The organism is Pseudomonas sp. Eth.TT006 (assembly GCF_054456575.1).
In genome coordinates, this window is sequence record NZ_JBTJEN010000002.1 from 574261 (window position 1) to 594357 (window position 20097).

A 20097-nucleotide genomic window follows, 5' to 3' on the forward strand; every position below is an offset into this window, starting at 1 on the left:
CTCAAGGGCTGGAACAATGCGGGCCACTTTGTAGAGCGTTTTCGCGGGGGAGTTGCGGGTGCAGATTCAGGGCCATTACGAGCTTCAATTCGAAGCGGTGCGCGAGGCGTTCGCGGCACTGTTCGACGATCCCCAGGAACGCGGCGCAGCCTTGTGCATCAAGGTCGGCGGAGAAACTGTCGTCGACCTCTGGTCCGGTACCGCCGACAAGGACGGCACCGAAGCCTGGCACAGCGACACCATCGCCAACCTGTTCTCCTGCACCAAGACGTTCACGGCGGTCACCGCGCTGCAACTGGTGGCCGAAGGCAAGCTGCAATTGGATGCACCGGTTGCGCGCTACTGGCCGGAGTTCGCCGCGGCCGGCAAAGAATCCGTCACCCTGCGCCAATTGCTCTGCCATCAGGCTGGTCTGCCAGCCCTGCGCGAGTTGCTGGCGCCGGAAGCGCTTTACCAATGGCAGACCATGGTCGACGCTCTTGCGGCGCAAGCACCGTGGTGGACGCCGGGCAGCGGTCACGGCTACGCGGCCATCACTTATGGCTGGCTGGTCGGCGAATTGCTGCGCCGCGCTGATGGTCGCGGGCCGGGCGAATCCATCGTCGCGCGCGTCGCCAAGCCGCTGGGCCTGGATTTCCACGTCGGCCTGGCTGACGAAGAGTTCTATCGCGTGGCGCACATCGCGCGCGGCAAAGGCAATGTCGGCGACGCTGCCGCCCAGCGTCTGCTGCAAGTGACCCTGCGCGAACCGACCGCCATGACCACCCGCGCCTTCACAAATCCGCCGTCGGTGCTCACCAGCACCAACAAACCGGAGTGGCGCCGCATGCAGCAACCGGCGGCCAACGGCCACGGCAACGCGCGCAGTCTGGCCGGTTTCTATGCTGGCCTGCTCGATGGCAGCCTGCTGGAAAGCGACATGCTCCAGGAGCTGACCCGCGAACACAGCTACGGCGAAGACAAGACCCTGCTGACCCGCACCCGTTTCGGCCTGGGCTGCATGCTCGATCAGCCGGACATGGCCAACGCCACTTTCGGCCTCGGCCCGCGTGCGTTCGGTCATCCGGGGGCGGGTGGTTCGGTGGGTTTTGCTGATCCGGAGCACGATGTCGCGTTCGGTTTTGTGACAAATACACTGGGGCCGTACGTCCTGATGGATCCGCGCGCGCAGCAACTGGCGCGGGTACTTGCCACTTGTCTGTAAAGCGTTACATGAGGTTCCAGGGTGGGAACCAGAACGGGTTTTACGATTCAAAGCGTCTGTTTATCCGGGCAAAAGAGCTCTGATCTTTCATTACTTCACTTTGTGGATTTTCAATGTCATCCAAAAAAACTCTCGCCCTGGCCCTGTGCGTTGCGATCACCGGTTGTGCACAGACTCCTAAAAACGATGCGGACGGCGGCAGCTGGTGGCCGTTCGGATCTTCCGACAAAGTCGCGGCCAACCCGCCGGCCGCAGCGCCTGCTACAGCACCGGCTGCAGCGCCGCTCAAGCCTGCTGCCACTGCACCAGTGGCCAAGACTGAGAGCAGCAGCCACTGGTACTGGCCGTTTGGCGGCTCCGATGATGCCGCAGCGAAGGCTGACGTGAAGCCTGAAGTCAAACCTGAAGCCAAGCCGGCTGCTGTGGCCAAGGCCGATGCCGACACCGGTACCAAGTGGTGGTGGCCGTTCGGCGGCAAGGACCAGCCGACTGCCAAAGCGGTGCCGATGCCTGATCCGAAAGTCACCCAGGCCTGGCTGGATGACTACGAACCGCGCCTGCGTACGGCGATCAAGGACAGCAACCTGCAACTCGAACGCCGTGACAACGTGCTGGTGGTCATCGCGCCGGTGGACGGCTCGTTCAACCCGAAGCGGCCGGCCATGCTGCTGCCAGTGACTCTCAGCCCGTTCACCAACGTGGCGAAAATCCTCGAAGCGGATCCGAAAACCGCCGTGCTGGTGCTCGGTCATAGCGACAACAGCGGTGCAGCACCGGCCAACGTCAAACTCAGCCAGGAGCGCGCCCAGTCCGTTGCGGCGATTTTCCGCCTGAGCGGCTTGCAGCGTGATCGCCTGATGTTGCGCGGCATGGGTGGCGATGCCCCGCGTGCGGCCAACGACAGCGCTGAAGGTCGTGCGCTGAACCGTCGTGTCGAACTGCTGGTAACCCCGCAGAACACCATGGTTGCCCTGTTGAGCAAATACAACATGCCAGCACCGGCCCCGACCACGATGATCGCCGCCCAGGACGTCAAGCCTGCGGCCAAACCGGTCACCCCGGCACCGGCTGCCACCAAGGCTGCCGTACCGGCAAGCAAAAAGGCGCCAGCGAAGAAAGCCGCTGCCAAAGCGCCTGCGAAGAAAGCGGCGAGCAAGGCTCCGGCAAAAGCCCCGGCGAAGAAAACCGCTCCAGCCAAAGCGGCAACGGCAGACAAGAAAGTCGCCACTACCGATACTTCCAAGCAGTGATCCGCTAACGAAAAGGAATGCGCCATGACCCAGGCTCTGGCAGATATGCGTCGTGATTACACCCGGGATGGTCTGACCGAGGCGCAAGCCCCGGGCGAACCCTTTGCGCTGTTCCACCAGTGGTTTGCCGACGCGGTGAAAACCGAACAGGCACCGGTGGAAGCCAACGCCATGACCCTGGCCACGGTCGATGCGGACGGTCGACCGCACTGCCGCATTCTGCTGCTCAAGGGCCTGGACGAGCAGGGCTTCACCTTCTTCACCAACTACGACAGCGCCAAGGGTCAGCAACTGGCGGCCAATCCGTTTGCCGCCATGACCTTCTTCTGGCCGAGCCTGGAACGTCAGGTGCGCATCGAAGGGCGTGTGGTGAAAGTCACGCCGGCAGAATCCGATGCGTATTATCAGGTGCGACCGCTGGGCAGCCGGCTCGGGGCCTGGGCCTCACCGCAGAGCCGGGTGATCAACGGGCGTGGTGAGCTGGAGGATTTGCTCAAGGCCACCGAACAGCGTTTCAGCGACACCCAGCCCGGCTGCCCGGCGCACTGGGGTGGCTACCGCCTGTTGCCTGAGCGCATCGAGTTCTGGCAGGGGCGTCCAAGCCGTCTGCACGATCGTCTGAACTACCGTTTGCAGGGCGCCAACTGGATTCTTGAACGTCTGGCGCCTTGAGCAGTCTACCGAGCGTGATAGCCTGCCGCAGTGGCCTCAAGCCACTTCGGCAAATCCCGACGCTTGATCTTCAGTTTTCGGGCCTGGGCCAGTTGTTCGAGCATGAAGGCGCGTTTGCCCTCATCCTTGCCGGCCAGGGACAGCGCCAGATCACGATCCGCCCAGCGTCTGATCCGCATGTACAGCCATCCGTGGAAGTACAGACCGGCAACGGTGGTGACGAAAATGATCAGGTAATCCATGAAAATCCTTGAGGTGCCGGGCAGGTCGGGCAATTTGGCGCTATTGTTGGCCGGTCTACAGGGCCTGTACCGGGCCTGAATCAAATCAAGTTTATCCAGGCTGTGTCGTGACAGGCGTCAAACAGCGGGGTTTAATGAACACATGTTCTTTTGGAGTTGATGCTATGCGTAAGTCTGTTCTGCTGGTTGCTTCCTTTTCCACGATGGCGATGTTGCTGACCGGCTGCCAGTCGAGCCTGACCGGTGACTCCTATTCCCGTGACGAAGCGCGTCGTGTGCAGACGATTCGCATGGGTACCATCGAATCCCTGCGTCCGGTGAAAATCGAAGGCACCAAAACCCCGATCGGCGGCGCTGCAGGTGCAGTGGTCGGCGGTGTCGGCGGCAGCGCCATCGGTGGCGGCAAAGGCAGCATCGTCGCAGCAGTGATCGGCGCCGTGGCCGGCGGCCTGATCGGTTCGGCCACCGAAGAAGGCCTGACCCGCACCCAGGGCGTGGAAATTACGGTGCGCGAAGATGACGGCAGCATGCGCGCCTACGTGCAACAGGTTCAGGAAAACGAAGTGTTCCGTGTTGGTGAGCGCGTACGCATCTCCACCGTCGGTGGCACCAGCCGCGTTTCGCACTAAGCGGAAACGAGCGGTAAAAGAAAACCCCGATCAGGTGACTGGTCGGGGTTTTTTGTTTGGTGTTTACCAGTGATCGCGATAGACGAATGCGATCTGGTAGTCATAAGACGATGAATCAATGACGTGCTTAAAGTGCGGTTGAAGAATACTCACCCAGTGCGAGAGCAAATCGAATCCGCCGTTGTTTATATTGTTTTCAATTGACATGCCGAGTGATTCGATTACAGAGCCGTCGTCACCGAAATCTTTCGTTAATTCCTCTCCTACGCCCAGTTCGGTTTCCTTGTCATACCATTCGAGTCTGGCTTTCAATCCCATAAATCCCTCACAAGTACCTTTTGATGCTTCGCTTTTTCCCTTTAGGGGGATCTAATTGCTTGCCGGTTCTATGGTCATACGAACCCAAATGATTACCGTCACTCGCTCGATAGACCTCAAGCTCGCCGTGAAGAAAGTCCCATTCATATATCGTCCTCCCTTTTGCGTCTATCCATCGATCCCGGAGACCACCAGAGAACGGGGTTTTCTTTTTCGCTCTCCTCAATCCTGGAAATGCGGTGATTTCGTCTGTCTCAGGGGCTGGGTGGTAGGTGTGACCAGCCTTGGCTGTCCCATGGCCGCGTACATTCAGGACAATATAAAGCGGCTTAACCCCCGAATCCGCCGGAAACACCAATATGAAATCTCGATACTCCGGCGGATAAACCGGGTTCACCAGAATCCCGTTCGCTGCTTTCGTCGGCGGATACACCCAGATATGCGGCGCTTGCGGTGCTGCCTCCAGCGCCGGAATGCCGAGGATGTCGGCGCCGTCCACGGCGGGCGTCCAGAGCAGTTCGATTCCTTCACCCAGGTCGGCGACGAAGCGCTCGCCGCGTGCGCTGAACTGCACGACGTCGACCATTTCCCAGTCGCGATTGCTGCCGGTATAGAAGCCGTAGCCCCGCAGGCTGCCGTCGGTCTGTTGTTCGATATGCAGGCGAACGCGGGTGCGGGCCTGTTTCAGGCTGCGCAGTTGTTCGTCGCTGTAGAGGGCGCTGTCGCCGAGGCTGGAGGGCATCAGCAGCGCCACCAGTCCGGCGAGGGTGGCGGTGGCCGTTCCGGCAGCGATGGCGGGCAGGGCGTCGAACGCGGCGCCGGCCAGGGCGAAGCTGCCCAGCCCGGCGGGGATTGCCGTAGCGCTGACTTTCTTCAGCGCAACGGCGCCGTTGCCATCGCTTTCACGTGCGCCAAGCAGGATCAGCTCGCCGTAATCTTTCAGGCTGTCGGTCGGCACCATCCCCGCAGGATTGGAATAGTCGATGATCGCGTCCGGCAATTTGCAGGACTTGGCGAATACGCACCCGGCGCGCACTGGCTCTGGCTTTCTGGCCGCTACTTCGCGGCTGCGCTCGAAGGCTTCCTGCCGCGCCAGCATGGCGTCGTAGGCGTTCTGTCTGGCTTCGCGTTCGGCCAGCTCAGTGGCCGTCATGTAGCGGTAGGTGACGTGATGGCCGTCACCCGCCGGTGGGTTGTTTACCCGGGGAATGTCCTTGTTGCGAGCCACAGCGCGTCCTTTCGTTGATCCATCGACACCCTTCGAAAGGGCTATGCGACGTTAACGATGCGGGCAAAGGCTGGCTGTAGGACGCGTCTGTAATGTCCTGGGGATTGTTCGCTATTGATAAGAAACGGCAGCGCGGCGTGATGGTTGCTTCTGAAGATGGAGGACACTCACCCACAGCCAAGCAGTTGGCCGATATATTGAGCCCCAGCTGTATCTGTGAGCCCAGCAGGATTTTTCCTATGCTGGGTGGCTGCGCCTGTAACGAGGCGATTCCTGCCCGATTCAACGAGAGCATGACCATGAGCGACAATCGACAGTGGGCCCGCGAAGCGATCCGTATCATCGAAGCGGACTTCCAGCGCAGCGCCGACACCCACCTGATCCCCTTGCCGCTGCCGGGTTTTGCGGGCATCGAGTTGTATTTCAAGGATGAGTCCAGTCATCCCACCGGCAGCCTCAAGCATCGGCTGGCGCGGTCGCTGTTTCTGTACGCGTTGTGCAACGGCTGGCTCAAACCCGGCGCGCCGGTGATCGAGGCGTCCAGCGGTTCGACGGCGATTTCCGAGGCGTATTTCGCGCGGATGCTCGGCCTGCCGTTCATTGCGGTGATGCCGGCAACCACCTCCAAGGAGAAGATCGCGCAGATCGCCTTCTACGGCGGGCAAAGCCATCTGGTGAAGGATCCGACGCAGATTTATGCCGAATCCGAGCGTTTGGCCCGCGAGCATGGTGGCCACTTCATCGACCAGTTCACCTACGCCGAGCGGGCCACCGACTGGCGGGCGAACAACAACATCGCCGAGTCGATCTTTCAGCAGATGCGTTTCGAAAAACACCCGGAGCCGAGCTGGCTGATTTCCAGTCCGGGCACCGGCGGCACCACGGCGACTCTCGGTCGTTACGTGCGCTATCGCCAGCATTGCACTCGGGTGTTGTGCGCCGATGCCGAGCGTTCGGTGTTCTTCGATTACTACCAGACCGGCGATGCCAGTCTGCGTCTGGACTGCGGTTCGCGCATCGAAGGCATTGGCCGGCCGCGGGTGGAAGCGTCGTTCCTGCCCCAGGTGATCGATGCGATGGTCAAGGTGCCGGACGCCTTGTCGCTGGCGGCCATGCACTATCTGGCGCAGCGCCTCGGGCGGCATGTCGGCGGGTCGAGCGGCACCAACCTGATTGGCGCATTGATGGCGGCGCAGCAGATGCAAGCGGCGGGGGAGTCGGGGTCGATCGTGGCGATCCTGTGCGATGGCGGCGAGCGCTATGCCGACACTTATTACGATCAGGATTGGCTGAAGGCTCAGGGGTATGAGCTGGAGGGATTGATCGCGGCAGTGGCGGCGAGTGCCGAGCGTGGTGAGGCGCTGCCGACCAGCGTTTTACGCGCCAACATTTGAAGAAACACAAAAAACACTGTGGGAGCGGGCTTGCTCGCGAATGCGCCGGTTCAGTCAACATTGCCGTCGACTGACACAACGCATTCGCGAGCAAGCCCGCTCCCACAGGTTTTGTGTTGCTGCAGTTTTAACCGATCAAGCTTCCAGACCGAGAATATCCCGCGCCACGGCCTCGGCAATACGAATCCCGTCGACACCGGCCGACAGGATCCCGCCCGCATAACCCGCGCCTTCGCCGGCCGGGAACAGGCCTTTGACGTTCAGGCTCTGCAGCGATTCGTTACGCGTGATGCGCAGCGGCGATGAGGTGCGGGTTTCGATGCCGGTCAACACCGCGTCGTGCAGCGAGTAGCCGCGAATCTGCTTCTCGAAGGCCGGCAGTGCTTCGCGGATCGCTTCGATGGCGAAGTCCGGCAGGGCCAGGCTCAGGTCGCCCAGGGCCACGCCCGGTTTGTACGATGGTTCGACTTCGCCCAACTCGGCCGAAGGAATGTCGTTGATAAAGTCGCCGACCAGTTGCGCCGGGGCCTTGTAGTCGCTGCCACCGAGGATGAACGCGTGGGATTCCAGGCGCTCCTGCAACTCGATACCGGCCAGCGGGCCGCCCGGGTAATCGACTTCCGGAGTGATGCCGACGACGATCCCGGAGTTGGCGTTGCGCTCGTTACGCGAGTACTGGCTCATGCCGTTGGTGACCACGCGGTTCGGCTCGGAAGTCGCCGCCACCACGGTGCCGCCCGGGCACATGCAGAAGCTGTAGACCGAGCGACCGTTTTTGGCGTGGTGCACCAGTTTGTAGTCGGCGGCGCCCAGTTTCGGGTGGCCGGCGTATTTGCCCAGACGCGCGCGGTCGATCAGCGACTGCGGGTGTTCGATGCGGAAACCCACCGAGAACGGCTTGGCTTCCATGAACACGCCACGGCTGTGAAGCATGCGGAAAGTGTCGCGGGCGCTGTGGCCGAGGGCCAGGACCACGTGTTTCGAATGCAGGGTTTCGCCGCTGGCCAGCTGTACGCCGACCAGTTGCCCGTCGTCGATCAGCACATCGCTGACGCGCTCCTGGAAACGCACTTCACCGCCGAGGGCGCGGATTTCTTCACGCATGGTCTCGACCATGCCGGTCAGGCGGAACGTACCGATGTGCGGCTTGCTGACGTAGAGAATTTCTTCCGGCGCGCCGGCCTTGACGAACTCGTGCAGGACTTTGCGCCCAAGGAACTTCGGATCCTTGATCTGGCTGTACAGCTTGCCGTCGGAGAACGTCCCCGCGCCGCCTTCGCCGAACTGCACGTTGGACTCGGGGTTGAGCACGCTTTTACGCCACAGGCCCCAGGTGTCCTTGGTGCGCTGACGGACTTCGGTGCCGCGCTCGAGGATGATCGGCTTGAAGCCCATCTGCGCCAGCAGCAGGCCGGCGAAGATTCCGCACGGGCCGAAACCGACCACGATCGGGCGTTGGCTCAGGTCGCTCGGCGCCTGACCGACGAATTTGTAGCTGACATCCGGCGCCACGTTGACGTTACGGTCGTCGGCGAACTTGCCCAGCACCTTGGCCTCGTCGCGCACGCTGAGGTCGATGGTGTAGATGAAGCACAGTTCGGAGGACTTTTTGCGCGCGTCATAGCTGCGCTTGAACAAGGTGAAATCGAGCAGGTCATCGCTGGCGATGCCCAGACGCTGCACGATGGCGGCGCGCAGGTCTTCTTCGGGATGGTCGATTGGCAGCTTGAGTTCGGTGATTCGTAACATGGCGAGGATCCGGGTTCGCGGGGCGCACAACTGCGCCAGGGCGTTTGAAGGCGGCGATTATAAGCCGCAAAGACCGGATCCGGTGAGGCTAAAACGCTCAGTCGTTGCGCGATCCGCCGAAATACCCGCAGCCGCGCTGCACCTTGCCGTCGATGCGCAGTTCGGCGCTCATGTGCTGCACGCTGGCGCTGTTGCTGTCGACACAGCGTTGCGGTGCGACCCACAATTCGATGCGCTGGTTGTCGGCTTCGCTGCTCAGGTTGAAGCGACCGTCGCCCAGTTGTTCTTCGACATACGGCACCGCCAGCGCCGGTTGGCCTTCACGTTCGATGACCATGCCCTTGCCGCTGACTTTGACGTTCCACTCCGGCGTGTGGCCAGCGGCGCGCAGGATCAGCAGTTTGAAGTTCGGGTCATCGCACGCGGTACCGGAGCGCTCGACGCGATACAACTGGGCGAGGTCGAGGCGGTCACCGGCGATTTTCCCGCGCACATCGGCAAACAGCTTGCCCTGCTGATCGGCGAGGGTCGCGGCCTCTTGCAGCACGCTGGTGCCGCCGATGTCGTTGATCGCGTACTGCCGCTGTTCGCCACACGCCTGAAACACCAGTTTGCCGTCGGCTGCGGTCAACTGCCCCTGCATCCGGGTCTGGCCAACGTGGGAGGCACTTTGGCGCGGACCATCGAGCAATTGGCAGGCGGCGAACAACGGCAGCAGGGCAATAACGATCAACGAACGGGCAACACGCATCTTCGGCTCTCCAGACAAGTGCCGTCACGTTACGCAGGCTGACAATCAAATGCAAAACATCGGCAGCTCCTGCATGGAAAGGCACATTCCTGTGTAGGAGCTGCCGAAGGCTGCGATCTTTCGCTCTTAACCGACGTGAAAGGTCTGCCCGGTTTGCAGGCCTTCGACACTTTTCGCGTAGGCCAACGCCACATCCGCCGCCGCAACCGGCTTGTAACCACGGAAATACGGAGCGTAGCTGCCCATCGCTTCCACCAGCACCGTCGGGCTGATCGAGTTCACCCGCAGACCGCGCGGCAGTTCGATGGCGGCGGCTTTGACGAAGCTATCCAGTGCGCCATTGACCAGCGCCGCCGAGGCGCCAGAGCGGATCGGATCGTGGCTGAGCACGCCGCTGGTGAAGGTGAACGAGGCGCCGTCGTTGGCGAATTCGCGGCCGATCAGCAGCAGGTTGACCTGGCCCATCAGCTTGTCTTGCAGGCCCAGCGCAAAGCTATCGGCGTTCATCTCGCCCAGTGGAGCGAAGGTCACATTACCGGCCGCGCAGACCAGTGCGTCGAACTTGCCGGTTTGCTCGAACAGGCGACGAATCGAGGCGCTGTCGCTGATGTCGACTTTGAAGTCGCCGCTGCTGCGGCCGATACGGATCACTTCGTGACGCTGGCTCAGTTCCTTGTCCACGGCCGAACCGATGGTGCCGGCGGCGCCGATCAACAGAATCTTCATGGGCTGTTCCTCAATGGTTTGAATGAGGTTTCAGTCTAGAGTGGTTTTTTCTGCGGATAAGCGCGCTAATAGGCAACCTTTGGTTTTCAAAAGGAAACAATCCATGAGCGAAATGGATGACCTGGCGGCGTTCGCGATACTGATCGAAGCGGGCAGTTTCACTCTCGCAGCCCAGCAATTGGGCTGCAGCAAGGGTCAGTTGTCCAAGCGCATCAGTCAGTTGGAAGCGCAGTTTTCCGTGGTCTTGCTGCAACGCACCACGCGCCGTTTGAGCCTGACGGCGGCGGGCGCCGCGTTGTTGCCGCAGGCCCAGGCGCTGGTGGTTCAGGTAGAGCGGGCACGGCAGGCGCTGGCCCGTTTGAAGGACGACATGGCCGGGCCGGTGCGCATGACCGTGCCGGTGTCGCTGGGGGAAACCTTCTTCGACGGCTTGCTGCTGGAGTTTTCGCAACAATATCCCGCGGTGCAGATCGAGCTGGAGCTGAACAATCAGTATCGCGACCTGTCCCGGGATGGCTTCGATCTGGCGATTCGCAGCGAGGTGGCCAATGACCAACGGCTGGTGGCCAAGCCTCTGCTGGCCTGGCAGGAAATGACTTGCGCCAGCCCGGCCTATCTTGAACAGTTTGGCGAGCCGCTAACCCCAGCGGAGCTGGGTGAACACCGCTGCCTGCTCAACAGCCATTACAGCGGTCGCGAAGAATGGTTGTATCACCAACAGCATGAACTGCTCAGGGTGCGGGTGTCCGGCCCGTTCGCCAGTAATCATTACAACCTGCTGAAGAAAGCCGCGCTGTCTGGCGCCGGCATCGCCCGTCTGCCGTCGTACCTGTTGCAGAGCGAACTGGCTGACGGCCGTTTGCGTTGGCTGCTGCGTGATTATCAGACCCGGCGCATGCCGATGTACCTCGTGCACCCATATCAGGGCGGTTTACCGAAGCGCACGCAGGTGCTGGCGGATTATCTGATCGGCTGGTTCAAGCGCAGTGGCGAGGCGCTGGATCGGCTGTGATAGTCAGCAAACTCCTTCATCCACTGACGCCACCCTTCGGCGTTTCACTTCTGACATATTGTGAGGTCATCGAGGACAGATAGGAAATCTCTTCCATCAGTTCGTACTCGGCTGCGGAATCAAAGCCTCCCGATCCGCGCAGGCCGCAGGTGATCACGTTGCCGGTGGCAGTAAGGGCAACAAAAGCTTCCGAATTACTGTAGATGGCAACGACATTTTTCAGGCGTTTGGTGACCTGGCTGCTGTCTCCACCCCAGACTGCATTCCCCCATGTGACCAAACTGCCGTCGGCACAAAGCGCCGCGTAAGCACCATTGGTGGCGGCCAGTTGCACGATATTGCGCAGCGCCGCAATCTTTGTTGGCACGACGCCGCCCTGATCGGGATCACCCCAGGCGACGACTCGCCGGTCACTCAGAATGGCTGCGAATGCATAACCGGCACCGACGATATCTACGATGTTGTCCAGTGCCAGAATCGCAGCGGGCGCGGTTCCTCCCCAATTCGATTTGCCCCATGTCCTCACATGGCCACTTTCCAGGTGGGCCGCGAAAGCGTATCCGGCGCTGACAATTCGGGATACGTTGTCTATCCGCTGCGGCACCGTTCCACCGGATCCAGGGAAACCCCACGCCACCACGGAATCATCGCTCAGTCGAGCGGCGAAGGCGTCATGATTGTTCACCACCTCTACGATATTTCTCAGATTTGCGATGGACGCGGGCAATACTCCACCGCGCACCGCGTCACCCCAAGCCCTGACTGAACCGTCCGTGAGGTGAGCCACGAAGGCTGTAGCGCTTCCGTAGACAGCACGGATGTTTTTGAGCGCCCCGATGGCCGCAGGAACGGTTCCTCCATTGGCCGCTTCGCCCCAAGCGACCACAGAGTTATCGTTTCTCAATGCAGCAATGGCTCGTCCTCCTGTGAACAATTGTTTGATGTCTCTGAGCCCGGCGATATTCGCCGGGACTTGGCCGCCATATCTGGGATCACCCCAGGCGACCACAGAGCCATCATTTTTCAGTGCTGCGAATGCTGCCAGCGACCAGGCGACTGTTTTGACGCCAGAGACGCTAACGGGACTGCCGCCATTGGTCTGCACTCCCCAAGAGGTGATCGTTCCATCATCATTCAGGGCTGCGAAAGCAGAGTGAGGCTCGTTGTAGTTGTCGAGATTACAGTAACCGTTACCGAAGAAGTTCGCGGGCCGGACGGTGACATTTTGAGCACCGTAGCGAACGTGCAAAAAGCGATCGGGATGAATGTCATCGAATTGCGCCGTTGCAACATCATCGTTGTCACCCTCGTAACGCCAGCGTGCAGTGAGCGAACTGAAAGTTTTTCGGTCTATCGCCGACAAGTAACGCGATGCGCCTTTGTTTGCCCAGTATTGAATCGCAGCGACGCGAGCCCCTAACACATGCAGCTCGGCATCCAGCGGATCGACCGTGGCAAACACCTTTTTCGACCAGCGTCGCTTGTCCGTGGTATTGCCGAGTTGATCGGTCACGGTATAAGCGGCATTGAGGGCCGCAGGTTTTCCTGCTGCGATGTACATCTGCAGCGACACAACAATGACGTAAGGGCGGTGTTCTTCACCGGGCTGCACCTGAAAATAGAAGGGCACATTGTTGAGTTCGACCTTGAGGGTGTCATAGGGACGTTTGTACGGGTAATCGAGGGTAAGCTGAACTTGTCCGTTGTTAAACTCGTCCGCGCCGAAGTGCGGCGGCTCGTCTGATTGCGGCGCCCAGTCGATTTTCAATGCCGGGTGGTCACCGGTGCCGGGGACGTTGTTGCCGCCCGGCAGGTTGCGGTGGTACTGAAGCCCAAGCGGCACGGAGTCCTCGAAATTTCCACTGCCGCGTTGGTAACGAAGCTGCAACACACTCAGACCTTCATCGACTTCTGCTTGTGGCAGATGGAGCTGCACGATGCTGTTCTGATCCTGAGGGGGCACGAACTGGCGGACGATATCCCTGTCGTTAAGTCGCAAGACCAGTGTTTCGTAAGGTTCCCCAGCTATCGGGTCGGCCAGGATCACCGCTGCATTCTGGCGAGTTGGGTCGCGGGTCAGGGGGGCGGTGAATGCTGATTGCGGCATGCCCACGTAATGAACCCCGGGGGCAGGATTCGGATAGGGAACAATGGGGTCTGTGGCGTTTGGGCTTCTCGGAGGGTAGATCACCAATGCTCCTGATTCACCGTTCTCCATGCTCATTTTTCTGTCCTCGAAATATCTGGTTTGGTGGCACCAGTCAATCTGTCATCCCGAGGGTTGGCTACTGTCAGAGTTGACAGGTCAGAGGCGTCAACCGACGAGTGGTCAGCGTTATCGATGTCTTGCAATCAAATGATCAATCGACAATCTGCCCGGCCCGGTCGCCATCAGGTACAGCAACACCGCCGCCCAGGTGCCATGAGTCGGATACGCATCCGGGTAAACAAACAATTGAATGGTCAGGGTCATGCCCAGCAGCGCCAGCGCGGAGAAGCGGGTGGCGAAGCCGATCAGGATCAGCACCGGGAAGAAGTGTTCGGCGAACGCGGCCAGATGCGCGGCTATCTCCGGGGACAGCAGCGGCACGTGGTACTCGCTTTTGAACAGCGGAATCGTCGAGTCCGCCAGGTGTGGCCAGCCGAGTTCAAAGGTGCCGTCGATCAGGTCGATGGCCAGGCCTTCGACCTTGGTCTGCCCGGACTTCCAGAACACCGCGGCAATCGAAAAGCGCGCGATGAAGGCGATCAGGCTATGGGGGATTTGCGCCAGCAGCGCGATGGCGCGGGTGATGAGGTTGTTCATGGCGATTCCTTGTAATTCAGGTCAACGATGGCGTTGTGCGCAATCAGCAGCGCGAGGGTCTGGCTGAGGTCGAAGGGCGGGCTGTTTTGCGCGGCGGCCAATAGCGGCTGGTCGTCGAGCAGGTGGCGCAGAAATACGCTGGCGCCGGGTTCGATCGCAAACACTTCTACGTAGAGGCCGTTGCGCAGTACCAAGGCGCGTTGCGCCTGATTGACATCAATGCCGGCCAGCGCTGCGTCGCGCTGATGCGCGGCCCAGATCGCGACTACCGCGTGATTCGAATCCAGCAGATGCAGCGATGGATGAAGCGTGAAGCGCAGTTCGCTCAACCCCTCGGGATTAGCCAGTGCTGCGCTGATCTGTTGCGGTCGCACGGGCTGCGCGTCGGCGGCGTGATAGGCGCGGGTGCGCAAGCGTTCAAGCCGCCCGACATCGGCCAGATACGCCACGCTCGCGGCCGGTTCGAAGGCGTCGATAAAGTTCGGGAATGCTTCGCCGTAGCGACTCAACAACGGGCTGTGCGGTGGCCGCTGCTGGAGGAAAACCGCCGCCATGGCGCGGAAGAAATCCTCGCCAACCAATTGCTGCACCACCGGGAAACTGTCCGCCAACGCATTGATCAGCGAACCCTGCACGTTGTTGCGGTACACCAAAAAGCGGCTGGCCGGATCGGCGCCGTTGGCGCTGCACATACCCTCGGGGCAGGGTAGTTGCGGGTCGAGCAGGGCGGCGGCAAAAGCGGAATGGGTGCTCATGAGCGGACTCCCGCGCCGAGCAATATTTCGTCAGCCTGCCGCGCCTCGGCCAGCAGCACATTGAAGGCCGGCACCTGATTGTCGCGTTCGATCAGGGTCGCCACCGCGCCGGTGCGTTGCAGCGCCTGCCGGTACAAGGCCCAGACCGCCTGGTCGATCGGCGCACCGTGATCGTCGATCAGCAAACGGTCGCCAAGGCTGTCGCTGTCCTCGGCGAACCCGGCCAGATGAATCTCGCTCACGGCTTTTAGCGGCAGGGCGTCGAGATACGCCAGCGGATCGCGCTGATGATTGATGCACGAGACGTAGACATTATTGACGTCGAGCAACAGACCGCAGCCGCTGCGCCGGATCACTTCGGCAATGAACTCGGGTTCATCAATGGTCGAACACTGGAACCCCAGATAGGTCGCCGGGTTCTCCAGCAGCATTGGACGTTTCAGGGTGTTCTGCACTTGGTCGATGTGTTCGCAGACCCGGTTCAGGGTCGGCGTGTCATAGGCTAGCGGCAGCAGGTCGTTGAGAAACACCGGGCCGTGGCTTGACCAGGCCAGATGTTCGGAAAACGATTGGGGTTGATAGCGCTCGATCAGCGCTTTCAGACGTTGCAGGTGCTGATCGTCCAGCGGCCCTTCGGCGCCGATGGACAGTCCGACCCCGTGCAGCGACAGCGGATATTGCTCGCGGATCAACCCGAGAAAGTGATGAAACGGACCGCCGTCGACCATGTAGTTTTCGGCGTGGACTTCGAAGAAACCGAGGTCGGGTAATGAACCGAGCACTTCAGCGAAGTGCCCGGTCTTGAGCCCCAGCCCGGCACGGCGCGGGAGTCCGGGGCGGGCTGCCTGAGTGCCGGGGAGGGCAGGTGTGTCGTGGCTGAACATGATCGTCACTCAGGCAGGCCGTGGATCAGGACTTGGCTTTGAACGCTTCCATCTGACCGAAACCGGTCGGTGAGGTCTTGCTCTCGGTGGTGGTGCAGGTGCCTTTTGGCACCAGTTTCCAGGCGTTCGGCTGATAGTCCATTTTCGCGGTACCGGCACAGGTGGTGCCTGCGCCCGCGGCGCAATCGTTGTGACCTTTCATGGCCACGCCGAAGCATTTCTCCATGTCGGCATCGGCAGCGTGAACGGTCGAAACGGTGGCCATGCTCAGAGCCGAGCCAAGGGCCAGAACCAGAGCGGTAGCGGACAGGGTGCGGGTGGTAGCAGTCATGATGTTTCTCCAGATTTGAGGCTTGGGTTTTGCAAGCGAAGTGCGCTTGCTTACCCCACTAGAGAAAGCTCATGGCGATGCGTTACAGCCCCCCGAAAATAATTTCGAGAAAAAAACAAAACCCCTGTAGGAGCTGCCGCAGGCTGCGATCTTTTGATCTTGTTTTTAAAAACCAACGTCAAAAGATCGCAGCCTGCGGCAGCTCCTACAGGGGCGGGGGGCGGACATAAAAAAACGGCCCGAAGGCCGTTTTCTGTTTAGCGAAAAACCACATCAACCGCCGAGGTACGCCTCGCGCACTTTCGGGTCGGTCAGCAGCGCTTCACCGGTGCCTTGCATCACCACCCGGCCGTTCTCCAGAACGTACGCCCGGTCGGCGATTTTCAGCGCCTGGTTGGCGTTCTGTTCAACGAGGAACACCGTTACACCGTCCTTACGCAGCTGTTCGATGATGTCGAAAATCTGCTGGATGATGATCGGTGCCAGACCCAGCGACGGCTCATCGAGCAGCAGCAGTTTCGGCTTGCTCATCAGCGCCCGGCCGATGGCGAGCATCTGCTGTTCGCCGCCGGACATGGTACCGCCGCGCTGGTTGAAGCGTTCTTTCAGGCGCGGGAACAGGCCGAGGACCTTGTCCATTTGCTCCTGATAATCGCCCTTGTCGGTGAAGAATCCGCCCATCGACAGGTTCTCTTCGACGGTCAGCCGGGCGAACACCCGCCGACCTTCCGGGACCACCGCGATGCTCTTGCGCATGATCTGCGACGAGTCCTGGCCGACCAGTTCCTCACCCATGTAGCGGATGCTGCCGCTGTGCGCCTGCGGCGAACCGCAGAGCGTCATCAGCAGCGTGGACTTGCCGGCACCGTTGGCGCCGATCAGCGTGACGATCTCGCCCTGACGGACTTCGACGTTGACGCTGTGCAGGGCCTGAATCTTGCCGTAGAAGGTGGAAACGTTTTCGAACTGCAGCATTTACGCTTCCCCCAGGTAGGCTTTGATCACTTCAGGATTGTCGCGGATCTGTTCCGGCGTGCCGTCGGCCAGCGGTGTGCCCTGGTTGATCACGACGATGTGGTCGGAAATGCTCATGACCAGTTTCATGTCGTGTTCGATCAGCAGCACGGTGACGTTGTGCTCTTCACGCAGCACGCTAATCAGTGCTTTGAGATCTTCGGTTTCCTTCGGGTTCAGGCCGGCTGCCGGTTCGTCGAGCATGAGGATCCGCGGACGGGTCATCATGCAGCGGGCGATTTCCAGACGTCGTTGCTGACCGTAGGCCAGGGTCCCGGCGGTACGGTTGGCAAACTCTTTCAGGTTGACCTTTTCCAGCCAGTACTCGGCAAATTCCATGGCCTCGCGCTCGCTCTTGCGGAACGCCGGGGTCTTGAACAGGCCGGACAGGAAGTTGGTGTTCAGGTGGCGGTGCTGGGCGATCAACAGGTTCTCGACCGCGGTCATGTCCTTGAACAGACGCACGTTCTGGAAAGTACGGACTACGCCTTTGAGGGCGATCTTGTGCCCCGGCAGGCCGTGGATCGGCTCGCCATCGAGCAGGATGCTGCCGCCCGATGGCTGGTAGAAACCGGTCAGGCAGTTGAACACCGTGGTCTTGCCCGCGCCGTTCGGCCCGATCAGCGCCACAACCTGTTTTTCCTTGACGGTCAGGGCCACGCCATTGACCGCCAGCAAGCCGCCGAAGCGCATGCTCAGGTTTTCGACTTTAAGAATCTCGCGGCTCATTTTCGCAACTCCATGTGTGGGCGTTGCATCGGCAGCAGACCTTGTGGACGCCAGATCATCATCAACACCATCAGCGCACCGAACATCAACATCCGGTATTCGCTGAATTCACGCATCATTTCCGGCAACAGGATCATCACCACCGCCGCGAGAATCACGCCCAGTTGCGAGCCCATGCCACCCAGCACGACGATGGCGAGAATGATCGCCGACTCGATGAAGGTGAACGATTCCGGGGTCACCAGCCCCTGACGGGCGGCGAAGAAGCTGCCGGCGAAACCGGCGAAGCTCGCCCCCAGGGTGAACGCCGACAGCTTGATGATCGTCGGATTCAGACCCAGTGCGCGGCAGGCGATTTCATCTTCACGCAGCGCTTCCCACGCACGACCGATGGGCATGCGCAGCAGACGGTTGATGATGAACAGCGCCGCCAGCGCCAGCAACAGCGCGACCAGGTAGAGGAAGATCACCTTGTTGATCGAGTTGTATTCGAGGCCGAAATACTCGTGGAAGGTTTGCAGGCCTTCCGCGGCTTTACGTTCGAAGGTCAGGCCGAAGAACGTCGGTTTCTCGATGTTGCTGATGCCGTTAGGACCGCCGGTGATGTCGGTCAGGTTACGCAGGAACAGTCGGATGATTTCGCCGAAGCCGAGGGTCACGATCGCCAGATAGTCACCGCGCAGACGCAATACCGGGAAGCCCAGCAGGAAGCCGAACGTCGCCGCCATCAGGCCGGCAATCGGCAGGCAGATCCAGAAGCTCAGCCCGTAGTAGTGCGACAGCAGCGCGTAGCTGTAGGCGCCGACGGCGTAGAAGCCGACGTAACCCAGGTCGAGCAGACCGGCCAGACCGACGACGATGTTCAGCCCGAGGCCGAGCATCACGTAGATCAGGATCAGCGTCGCGATGTCCACTGCGCCACGGGAGCCGAAGAACGGCCACACCAGTGCACCGAGAATCAACGCAATGATGATGTAGCGCTGGGTGGTTGGCAGGGTCAGGAAATTGCTGGCCTTGGCCGGGATCAGCGGCAGGCCCGGCGAGGATTTCCACGCCTTGCTGATCTGCTGGTTGAACAGCACCCGCAGGAACATCAGCACCGAACACACGGCGATGGTCGCCAGAATGGCCGGGCTGGTGCCGTGCACTTCGAGGTTGATGCCGACGATGGTCAGTTTCAGACCGAGTACCGGGTAGGCCACGGCCCACACCAGCAAAACGCTGAACAGCGCCTGTTTCAGATTCCTAGTCATACTTTCTCAACCTCCGGACGGCCCAGAATGCCGGTCGGACGGAACAACAGCACCAGAACCAACAAGCCGAAAGCCACGACGTCCTTGTACTGGTCGCCGAAGATATCGGCACCGAACGCTTCCGCCACCCCCAGCACCAGTCCGCCGAGCATCGCGCCGGGGATGCTGCCGATCCCGCCCAGTACCGCGGCGGTGAAGGCTTTGAGGCCGACGAGGAAACCGGCGTTCGGGTTGATCACGCCGTACTGCATGCTCAGCAGTACCGCGGCGACGGCCGCCAGGGCCGCACCGATGACGAAGGTCAGGGCGATGATGTTGTTGGTGTTGATGCCCAGCAGGTTGGCCATCTTGATGTCTTCGGCGCAGGCGCGGCAGGCGCGGCCCAGGCGAGAGCGGGAGATGAACAGCGTCAGGCCGAGCATGGCGACCAGGGTCACCACGAACACCACGATTTGCATGTAGGAAATCAGCACTTCATGTGCGCCACCTGGCCCGATGGAAATGTTTCCAGGGATCAGGTTGGGAATGGATTTGTCCTTGGAGTCTTGTGCCAGCAGCACGGTGTTCTGCAGGAAGATCGACATGCCGATGGCGGAAATCAGCGGGATCAGACGGTTGCTGCCGCGCAGGGGACGGTAGGCAATGCGTTCGATGCTGTAACCATAGGAACTGGTGACGACGATGCTGGCGATAAACGCCGCGGTCATCAACAGCGGGACGTTGTCGATTCCCATCATGGCCAGCCCGGCGATGGCGATGAACGCCACGTACGAACCGATCATGTACACCTCGCCATGGGCGAAGTTGATCATTCCAATGATGCCGTAAACCATCGTGTAGCCGATGGCGATCAGGGCATACGTGCTGCCAATGGTCAGGCCATTAACCAGCTGTTGGAAGAAGTGATAGATGTCAGGCATTACAACGCTCCTAAAAACCTGATACGCATTTCACTGGTGGAGTCATTTTCCCGCCCGGCCCCGTGGATCTCTATCCACTTCGAATCCGGGTTTTGCCAGCGAACCGCTGATGACGGTTTTGAGATTTTCAGGTGGGGAGACTGGCGGATCACGCCAGCGCGGCCCATACATTCGTAAAACAAAGCCCACGGCACGCCGTGGGCTTTATTGGCAGTCAGTCAGGCAGCGCC

Annotated in this window: 21 protein-coding genes; 6 read left to right on the plus strand and 15 right to left on the minus strand. The window is 60.6% G+C overall.

What is annotated here, in order from left to right; genetic code table 11:
- Window positions 1-58 precede the first annotated feature (58 nt).
- The 3 genes from ACXR0M_RS05840 to pdxH all read left to right on the plus strand — a co-directional run bounded on the left by ACXR0M_RS05840 (window position 59) and on the right by pdxH (window position 3126).
- Window positions 59-1204, plus strand: coding sequence for a serine hydrolase domain-containing protein (locus ACXR0M_RS05840; RefSeq protein WP_458830755.1), 1146 nt, complete (start codon window positions 59-61; stop codon window positions 1202-1204).
- A 113-nt stretch (window positions 1205-1317) separates the two neighbouring features.
- Window positions 1318-2454, plus strand: coding sequence for an OmpA family protein (locus ACXR0M_RS05845; RefSeq protein WP_458830757.1), 1137 nt, complete (start codon window positions 1318-1320; stop codon window positions 2452-2454).
- Between the two features lie 24 nt (window positions 2455-2478).
- Window positions 2479-3126 (plus strand): pyridoxamine 5'-phosphate oxidase, encoded by a 648-nt coding sequence (pdxH, locus tag ACXR0M_RS05850; protein WP_458830759.1) that lies wholly within the window; start codon window positions 2479-2481, stop codon window positions 3124-3126.
- 5 nt (window positions 3127-3131) lie between these two features.
- On the opposite strand, the gene ACXR0M_RS05855 is transcribed toward pdxH, so the two are convergent.
- On the minus strand, window positions 3132-3368 hold the full coding sequence (locus tag ACXR0M_RS05855; RefSeq protein ID WP_458830761.1) for a hypothetical protein: 237 nt from the start codon (window positions 3366-3368) through the stop codon (window positions 3132-3134).
- A 164-nt stretch (window positions 3369-3532) separates the two neighbouring features.
- Between ACXR0M_RS05855 and ACXR0M_RS05860 the strand changes: the two genes are divergently transcribed.
- On the plus strand, window positions 3533-3997 hold the full coding sequence (locus ACXR0M_RS05860) for an outer membrane lipoprotein (protein WP_007969461.1): 465 nt from the start codon (window positions 3533-3535) through the stop codon (window positions 3995-3997).
- A gap of 63 nt (window positions 3998-4060) precedes the next feature.
- On the opposite strand, the gene ACXR0M_RS05865 is transcribed toward ACXR0M_RS05860, so the two are convergent.
- Both ACXR0M_RS05865 and ACXR0M_RS05870 read right to left on the minus strand, forming a co-directional pair.
- The gene (locus tag ACXR0M_RS05865; RefSeq protein ID WP_458830763.1) at window positions 4061-4315 is read right to left on the minus strand and encodes a colicin E3-like toxin immunity protein; all 255 of its coding nucleotides are present in this window, start codon (window positions 4313-4315) and stop codon (window positions 4061-4063) included.
- A 7-nt stretch (window positions 4316-4322) separates the two neighbouring features.
- Complete coding sequence (locus ACXR0M_RS05870; protein WP_458830765.1) at window positions 4323-5543, minus strand: S-type pyocin domain-containing protein; 1221 nt, start codon at window positions 5541-5543, stop codon at window positions 4323-4325.
- A 299-nt stretch (window positions 5544-5842) separates the two neighbouring features.
- Here ACXR0M_RS05870 and ACXR0M_RS05875 point away from each other — a divergent pair, with 299 nt between their 5' ends.
- Window positions 5843-6937, plus strand: a complete 1095-nt coding sequence (locus tag ACXR0M_RS05875) for a PLP-dependent cysteine synthase family protein (RefSeq protein ID WP_458830767.1) — start codon at window positions 5843-5845, stop codon at window positions 6935-6937.
- Between the two features lie 135 nt (window positions 6938-7072).
- On the opposite strand, the gene ACXR0M_RS05880 is transcribed toward ACXR0M_RS05875, so the two are convergent.
- From ACXR0M_RS05880 to ACXR0M_RS05890, 3 genes are all read right to left on the minus strand, one after another.
- Window positions 7073-8686 (minus strand): NAD(P)/FAD-dependent oxidoreductase, encoded by a 1614-nt coding sequence (locus tag ACXR0M_RS05880; RefSeq protein ID WP_458830769.1) that lies wholly within the window; start codon window positions 8684-8686, stop codon window positions 7073-7075.
- Window positions 8687-8783: 97 nt separating this feature from the next.
- Window positions 8784-9437 carry a COG3650 family protein gene (locus ACXR0M_RS05885; protein WP_458830771.1) on the minus strand — a complete coding sequence of 218 codons (654 nt, stop codon included), beginning with the start codon at window positions 9435-9437 and terminating at the stop codon, window positions 8784-8786.
- 126 nt (window positions 9438-9563) lie between these two features.
- Window positions 9564-10163, minus strand: a complete 600-nt coding sequence (locus ACXR0M_RS05890) for a short chain dehydrogenase (RefSeq protein ID WP_458830772.1) — start codon at window positions 10161-10163, stop codon at window positions 9564-9566.
- Window positions 10164-10266: 103 nt separating this feature from the next.
- On the opposite strand from ACXR0M_RS05890, the gene ACXR0M_RS05895 reads away from it, so the two are divergent.
- A complete protein-coding gene (locus ACXR0M_RS05895; RefSeq protein WP_458830773.1) occupies window positions 10267-11175 on the plus strand; it encodes a LysR family transcriptional regulator in 909 nt (302 codons plus the stop codon).
- A 16-nt stretch (window positions 11176-11191) separates the two neighbouring features.
- Here ACXR0M_RS05895 and ACXR0M_RS05900 read toward each other — a convergent pair whose 3' ends face one another.
- From ACXR0M_RS05900 to livH, 9 genes are all read right to left on the minus strand, one after another.
- Window positions 11192-13399 carry an RCC1 domain-containing protein gene (locus tag ACXR0M_RS05900; RefSeq protein ID WP_458830775.1) on the minus strand — a complete coding sequence of 736 codons (2208 nt, stop codon included), beginning with the start codon at window positions 13397-13399 and terminating at the stop codon, window positions 11192-11194.
- A 111-nt stretch (window positions 13400-13510) separates the two neighbouring features.
- The gene (locus tag ACXR0M_RS05905) at window positions 13511-13981 is read right to left on the minus strand and encodes a DoxX family protein (protein WP_458830776.1); all 471 of its coding nucleotides are present in this window, start codon (window positions 13979-13981) and stop codon (window positions 13511-13513) included.
- Window positions 13978-14736 carry an HvfC/BufC N-terminal domain-containing protein gene (locus tag ACXR0M_RS05910; protein WP_458830778.1) on the minus strand — a complete coding sequence of 253 codons (759 nt, stop codon included), beginning with the start codon at window positions 14734-14736 and terminating at the stop codon, window positions 13978-13980. Before ACXR0M_RS05910 ends, ACXR0M_RS05905 begins: the two co-directional genes overlap by 4 nt.
- Window positions 14733-15620, minus strand: a complete 888-nt coding sequence (bufB, locus tag ACXR0M_RS05915) for an MNIO family bufferin maturase (RefSeq protein ID WP_458830780.1) — start codon at window positions 15618-15620, stop codon at window positions 14733-14735. Before bufB ends, ACXR0M_RS05910 begins: the two co-directional genes overlap by 4 nt.
- 25 nt (window positions 15621-15645) lie before the next feature.
- On the minus strand, window positions 15646-15951 hold the full coding sequence (locus ACXR0M_RS05920; protein ID WP_458830782.1) for a BufA1 family periplasmic bufferin-type metallophore: 306 nt from the start codon (window positions 15949-15951) through the stop codon (window positions 15646-15648).
- Between the two features lie 273 nt (window positions 15952-16224).
- Window positions 16225-16926, minus strand: a complete 702-nt coding sequence (locus ACXR0M_RS05925; RefSeq protein ID WP_003222380.1) for an ABC transporter ATP-binding protein — start codon at window positions 16924-16926, stop codon at window positions 16225-16227.
- Window positions 16927-17694, minus strand: a complete 768-nt coding sequence (livG, locus tag ACXR0M_RS05930; protein ID WP_458830785.1) for a high-affinity branched-chain amino acid ABC transporter ATP-binding protein LivG — start codon at window positions 17692-17694, stop codon at window positions 16927-16929.
- Window positions 17691-18947, minus strand: coding sequence for a high-affinity branched-chain amino acid ABC transporter permease LivM (locus ACXR0M_RS05935; RefSeq protein WP_458830787.1), 1257 nt, complete (start codon window positions 18945-18947; stop codon window positions 17691-17693). The genes livG and ACXR0M_RS05935 overlap by 4 nt, the downstream gene beginning before the upstream one ends.
- Window positions 18944-19867, minus strand: a complete 924-nt coding sequence (livH, locus tag ACXR0M_RS05940) for a high-affinity branched-chain amino acid ABC transporter permease LivH (protein WP_003222384.1) — start codon at window positions 19865-19867, stop codon at window positions 18944-18946. The genes ACXR0M_RS05935 and livH overlap by 4 nt, the downstream gene beginning before the upstream one ends.
- Window positions 19868-20097 lie beyond the last annotated feature (230 nt).

Coding starts and splice junctions, on each gene's coding strand:
- ACXR0M_RS05905 (WP_458830776.1), bottom strand. CDS start 13,981: ATGAACAACCTCATCACCCGCGCCATCGCGCTGCTGGCGCAAATCCCC.
- ACXR0M_RS05890 (WP_458830772.1), bottom strand. CDS start 10,163: ATGAAGATTCTGTTGATCGGCGCCGCCGGCACCATCGGTTCGGCCGTG.
- ACXR0M_RS05925 (WP_003222380.1), bottom strand. CDS start 16,926: ATGCTGCAGTTCGAAAACGTTTCCACCTTCTACGGCAAGATTCAGGCC.
- ACXR0M_RS05860 (WP_007969461.1), top strand. CDS start 3,533: ATGCGTAAGTCTGTTCTGCTGGTTGCTTCCTTTTCCACGATGGCGATG.
- ACXR0M_RS05920 (WP_458830782.1), bottom strand. CDS start 15,951: ATGACTGCTACCACCCGCACCCTGTCCGCTACCGCTCTGGTTCTGGCC.
- ACXR0M_RS05855 (WP_458830761.1), bottom strand. CDS start 3,368: ATGGATTACCTGATCATTTTCGTCACCACCGTTGCCGGTCTGTACTTC.
- pdxH (WP_458830759.1), top strand. CDS start 2,479: ATGACCCAGGCTCTGGCAGATATGCGTCGTGATTACACCCGGGATGGT.
- ACXR0M_RS05900 (WP_458830775.1), bottom strand. CDS start 13,399: ATGAGCATGGAGAACGGTGAATCAGGAGCATTGGTGATCTACCCTCCG.
- ACXR0M_RS05935 (WP_458830787.1), bottom strand. CDS start 18,947: ATGACTAGGAATCTGAAACAGGCGCTGTTCAGCGTTTTGCTGGTGTGG.
- ACXR0M_RS05880 (WP_458830769.1), bottom strand. CDS start 8,686: ATGTTACGAATCACCGAACTCAAGCTGCCAATCGACCATCCCGAAGAA.
- ACXR0M_RS05910 (WP_458830778.1), bottom strand. CDS start 14,736: ATGAGCACCCATTCCGCTTTTGCCGCCGCCCTGCTCGACCCGCAACTA.
- ACXR0M_RS05885 (WP_458830771.1), bottom strand. CDS start 9,437: ATGCGTGTTGCCCGTTCGTTGATCGTTATTGCCCTGCTGCCGTTGTTC.
- ACXR0M_RS05865 (WP_458830763.1), bottom strand. CDS start 4,315: ATGGGATTGAAAGCCAGACTCGAATGGTATGACAAGGAAACCGAACTG.
- livH (WP_003222384.1), bottom strand. CDS start 19,867: ATGCCTGACATCTATCACTTCTTCCAACAGCTGGTTAATGGCCTGACC.
- ACXR0M_RS05875 (WP_458830767.1), top strand. CDS start 5,843: ATGAGCGACAATCGACAGTGGGCCCGCGAAGCGATCCGTATCATCGAA.
- livG (WP_458830785.1), bottom strand. CDS start 17,694: ATGAGCCGCGAGATTCTTAAAGTCGAAAACCTGAGCATGCGCTTCGGC.
- ACXR0M_RS05895 (WP_458830773.1), top strand. CDS start 10,267: ATGAGCGAAATGGATGACCTGGCGGCGTTCGCGATACTGATCGAAGCG.
- ACXR0M_RS05845 (WP_458830757.1), top strand. CDS start 1,318: ATGTCATCCAAAAAAACTCTCGCCCTGGCCCTGTGCGTTGCGATCACC.
- bufB (WP_458830780.1), bottom strand. CDS start 15,620: ATGTTCAGCCACGACACACCTGCCCTCCCCGGCACTCAGGCAGCCCGC.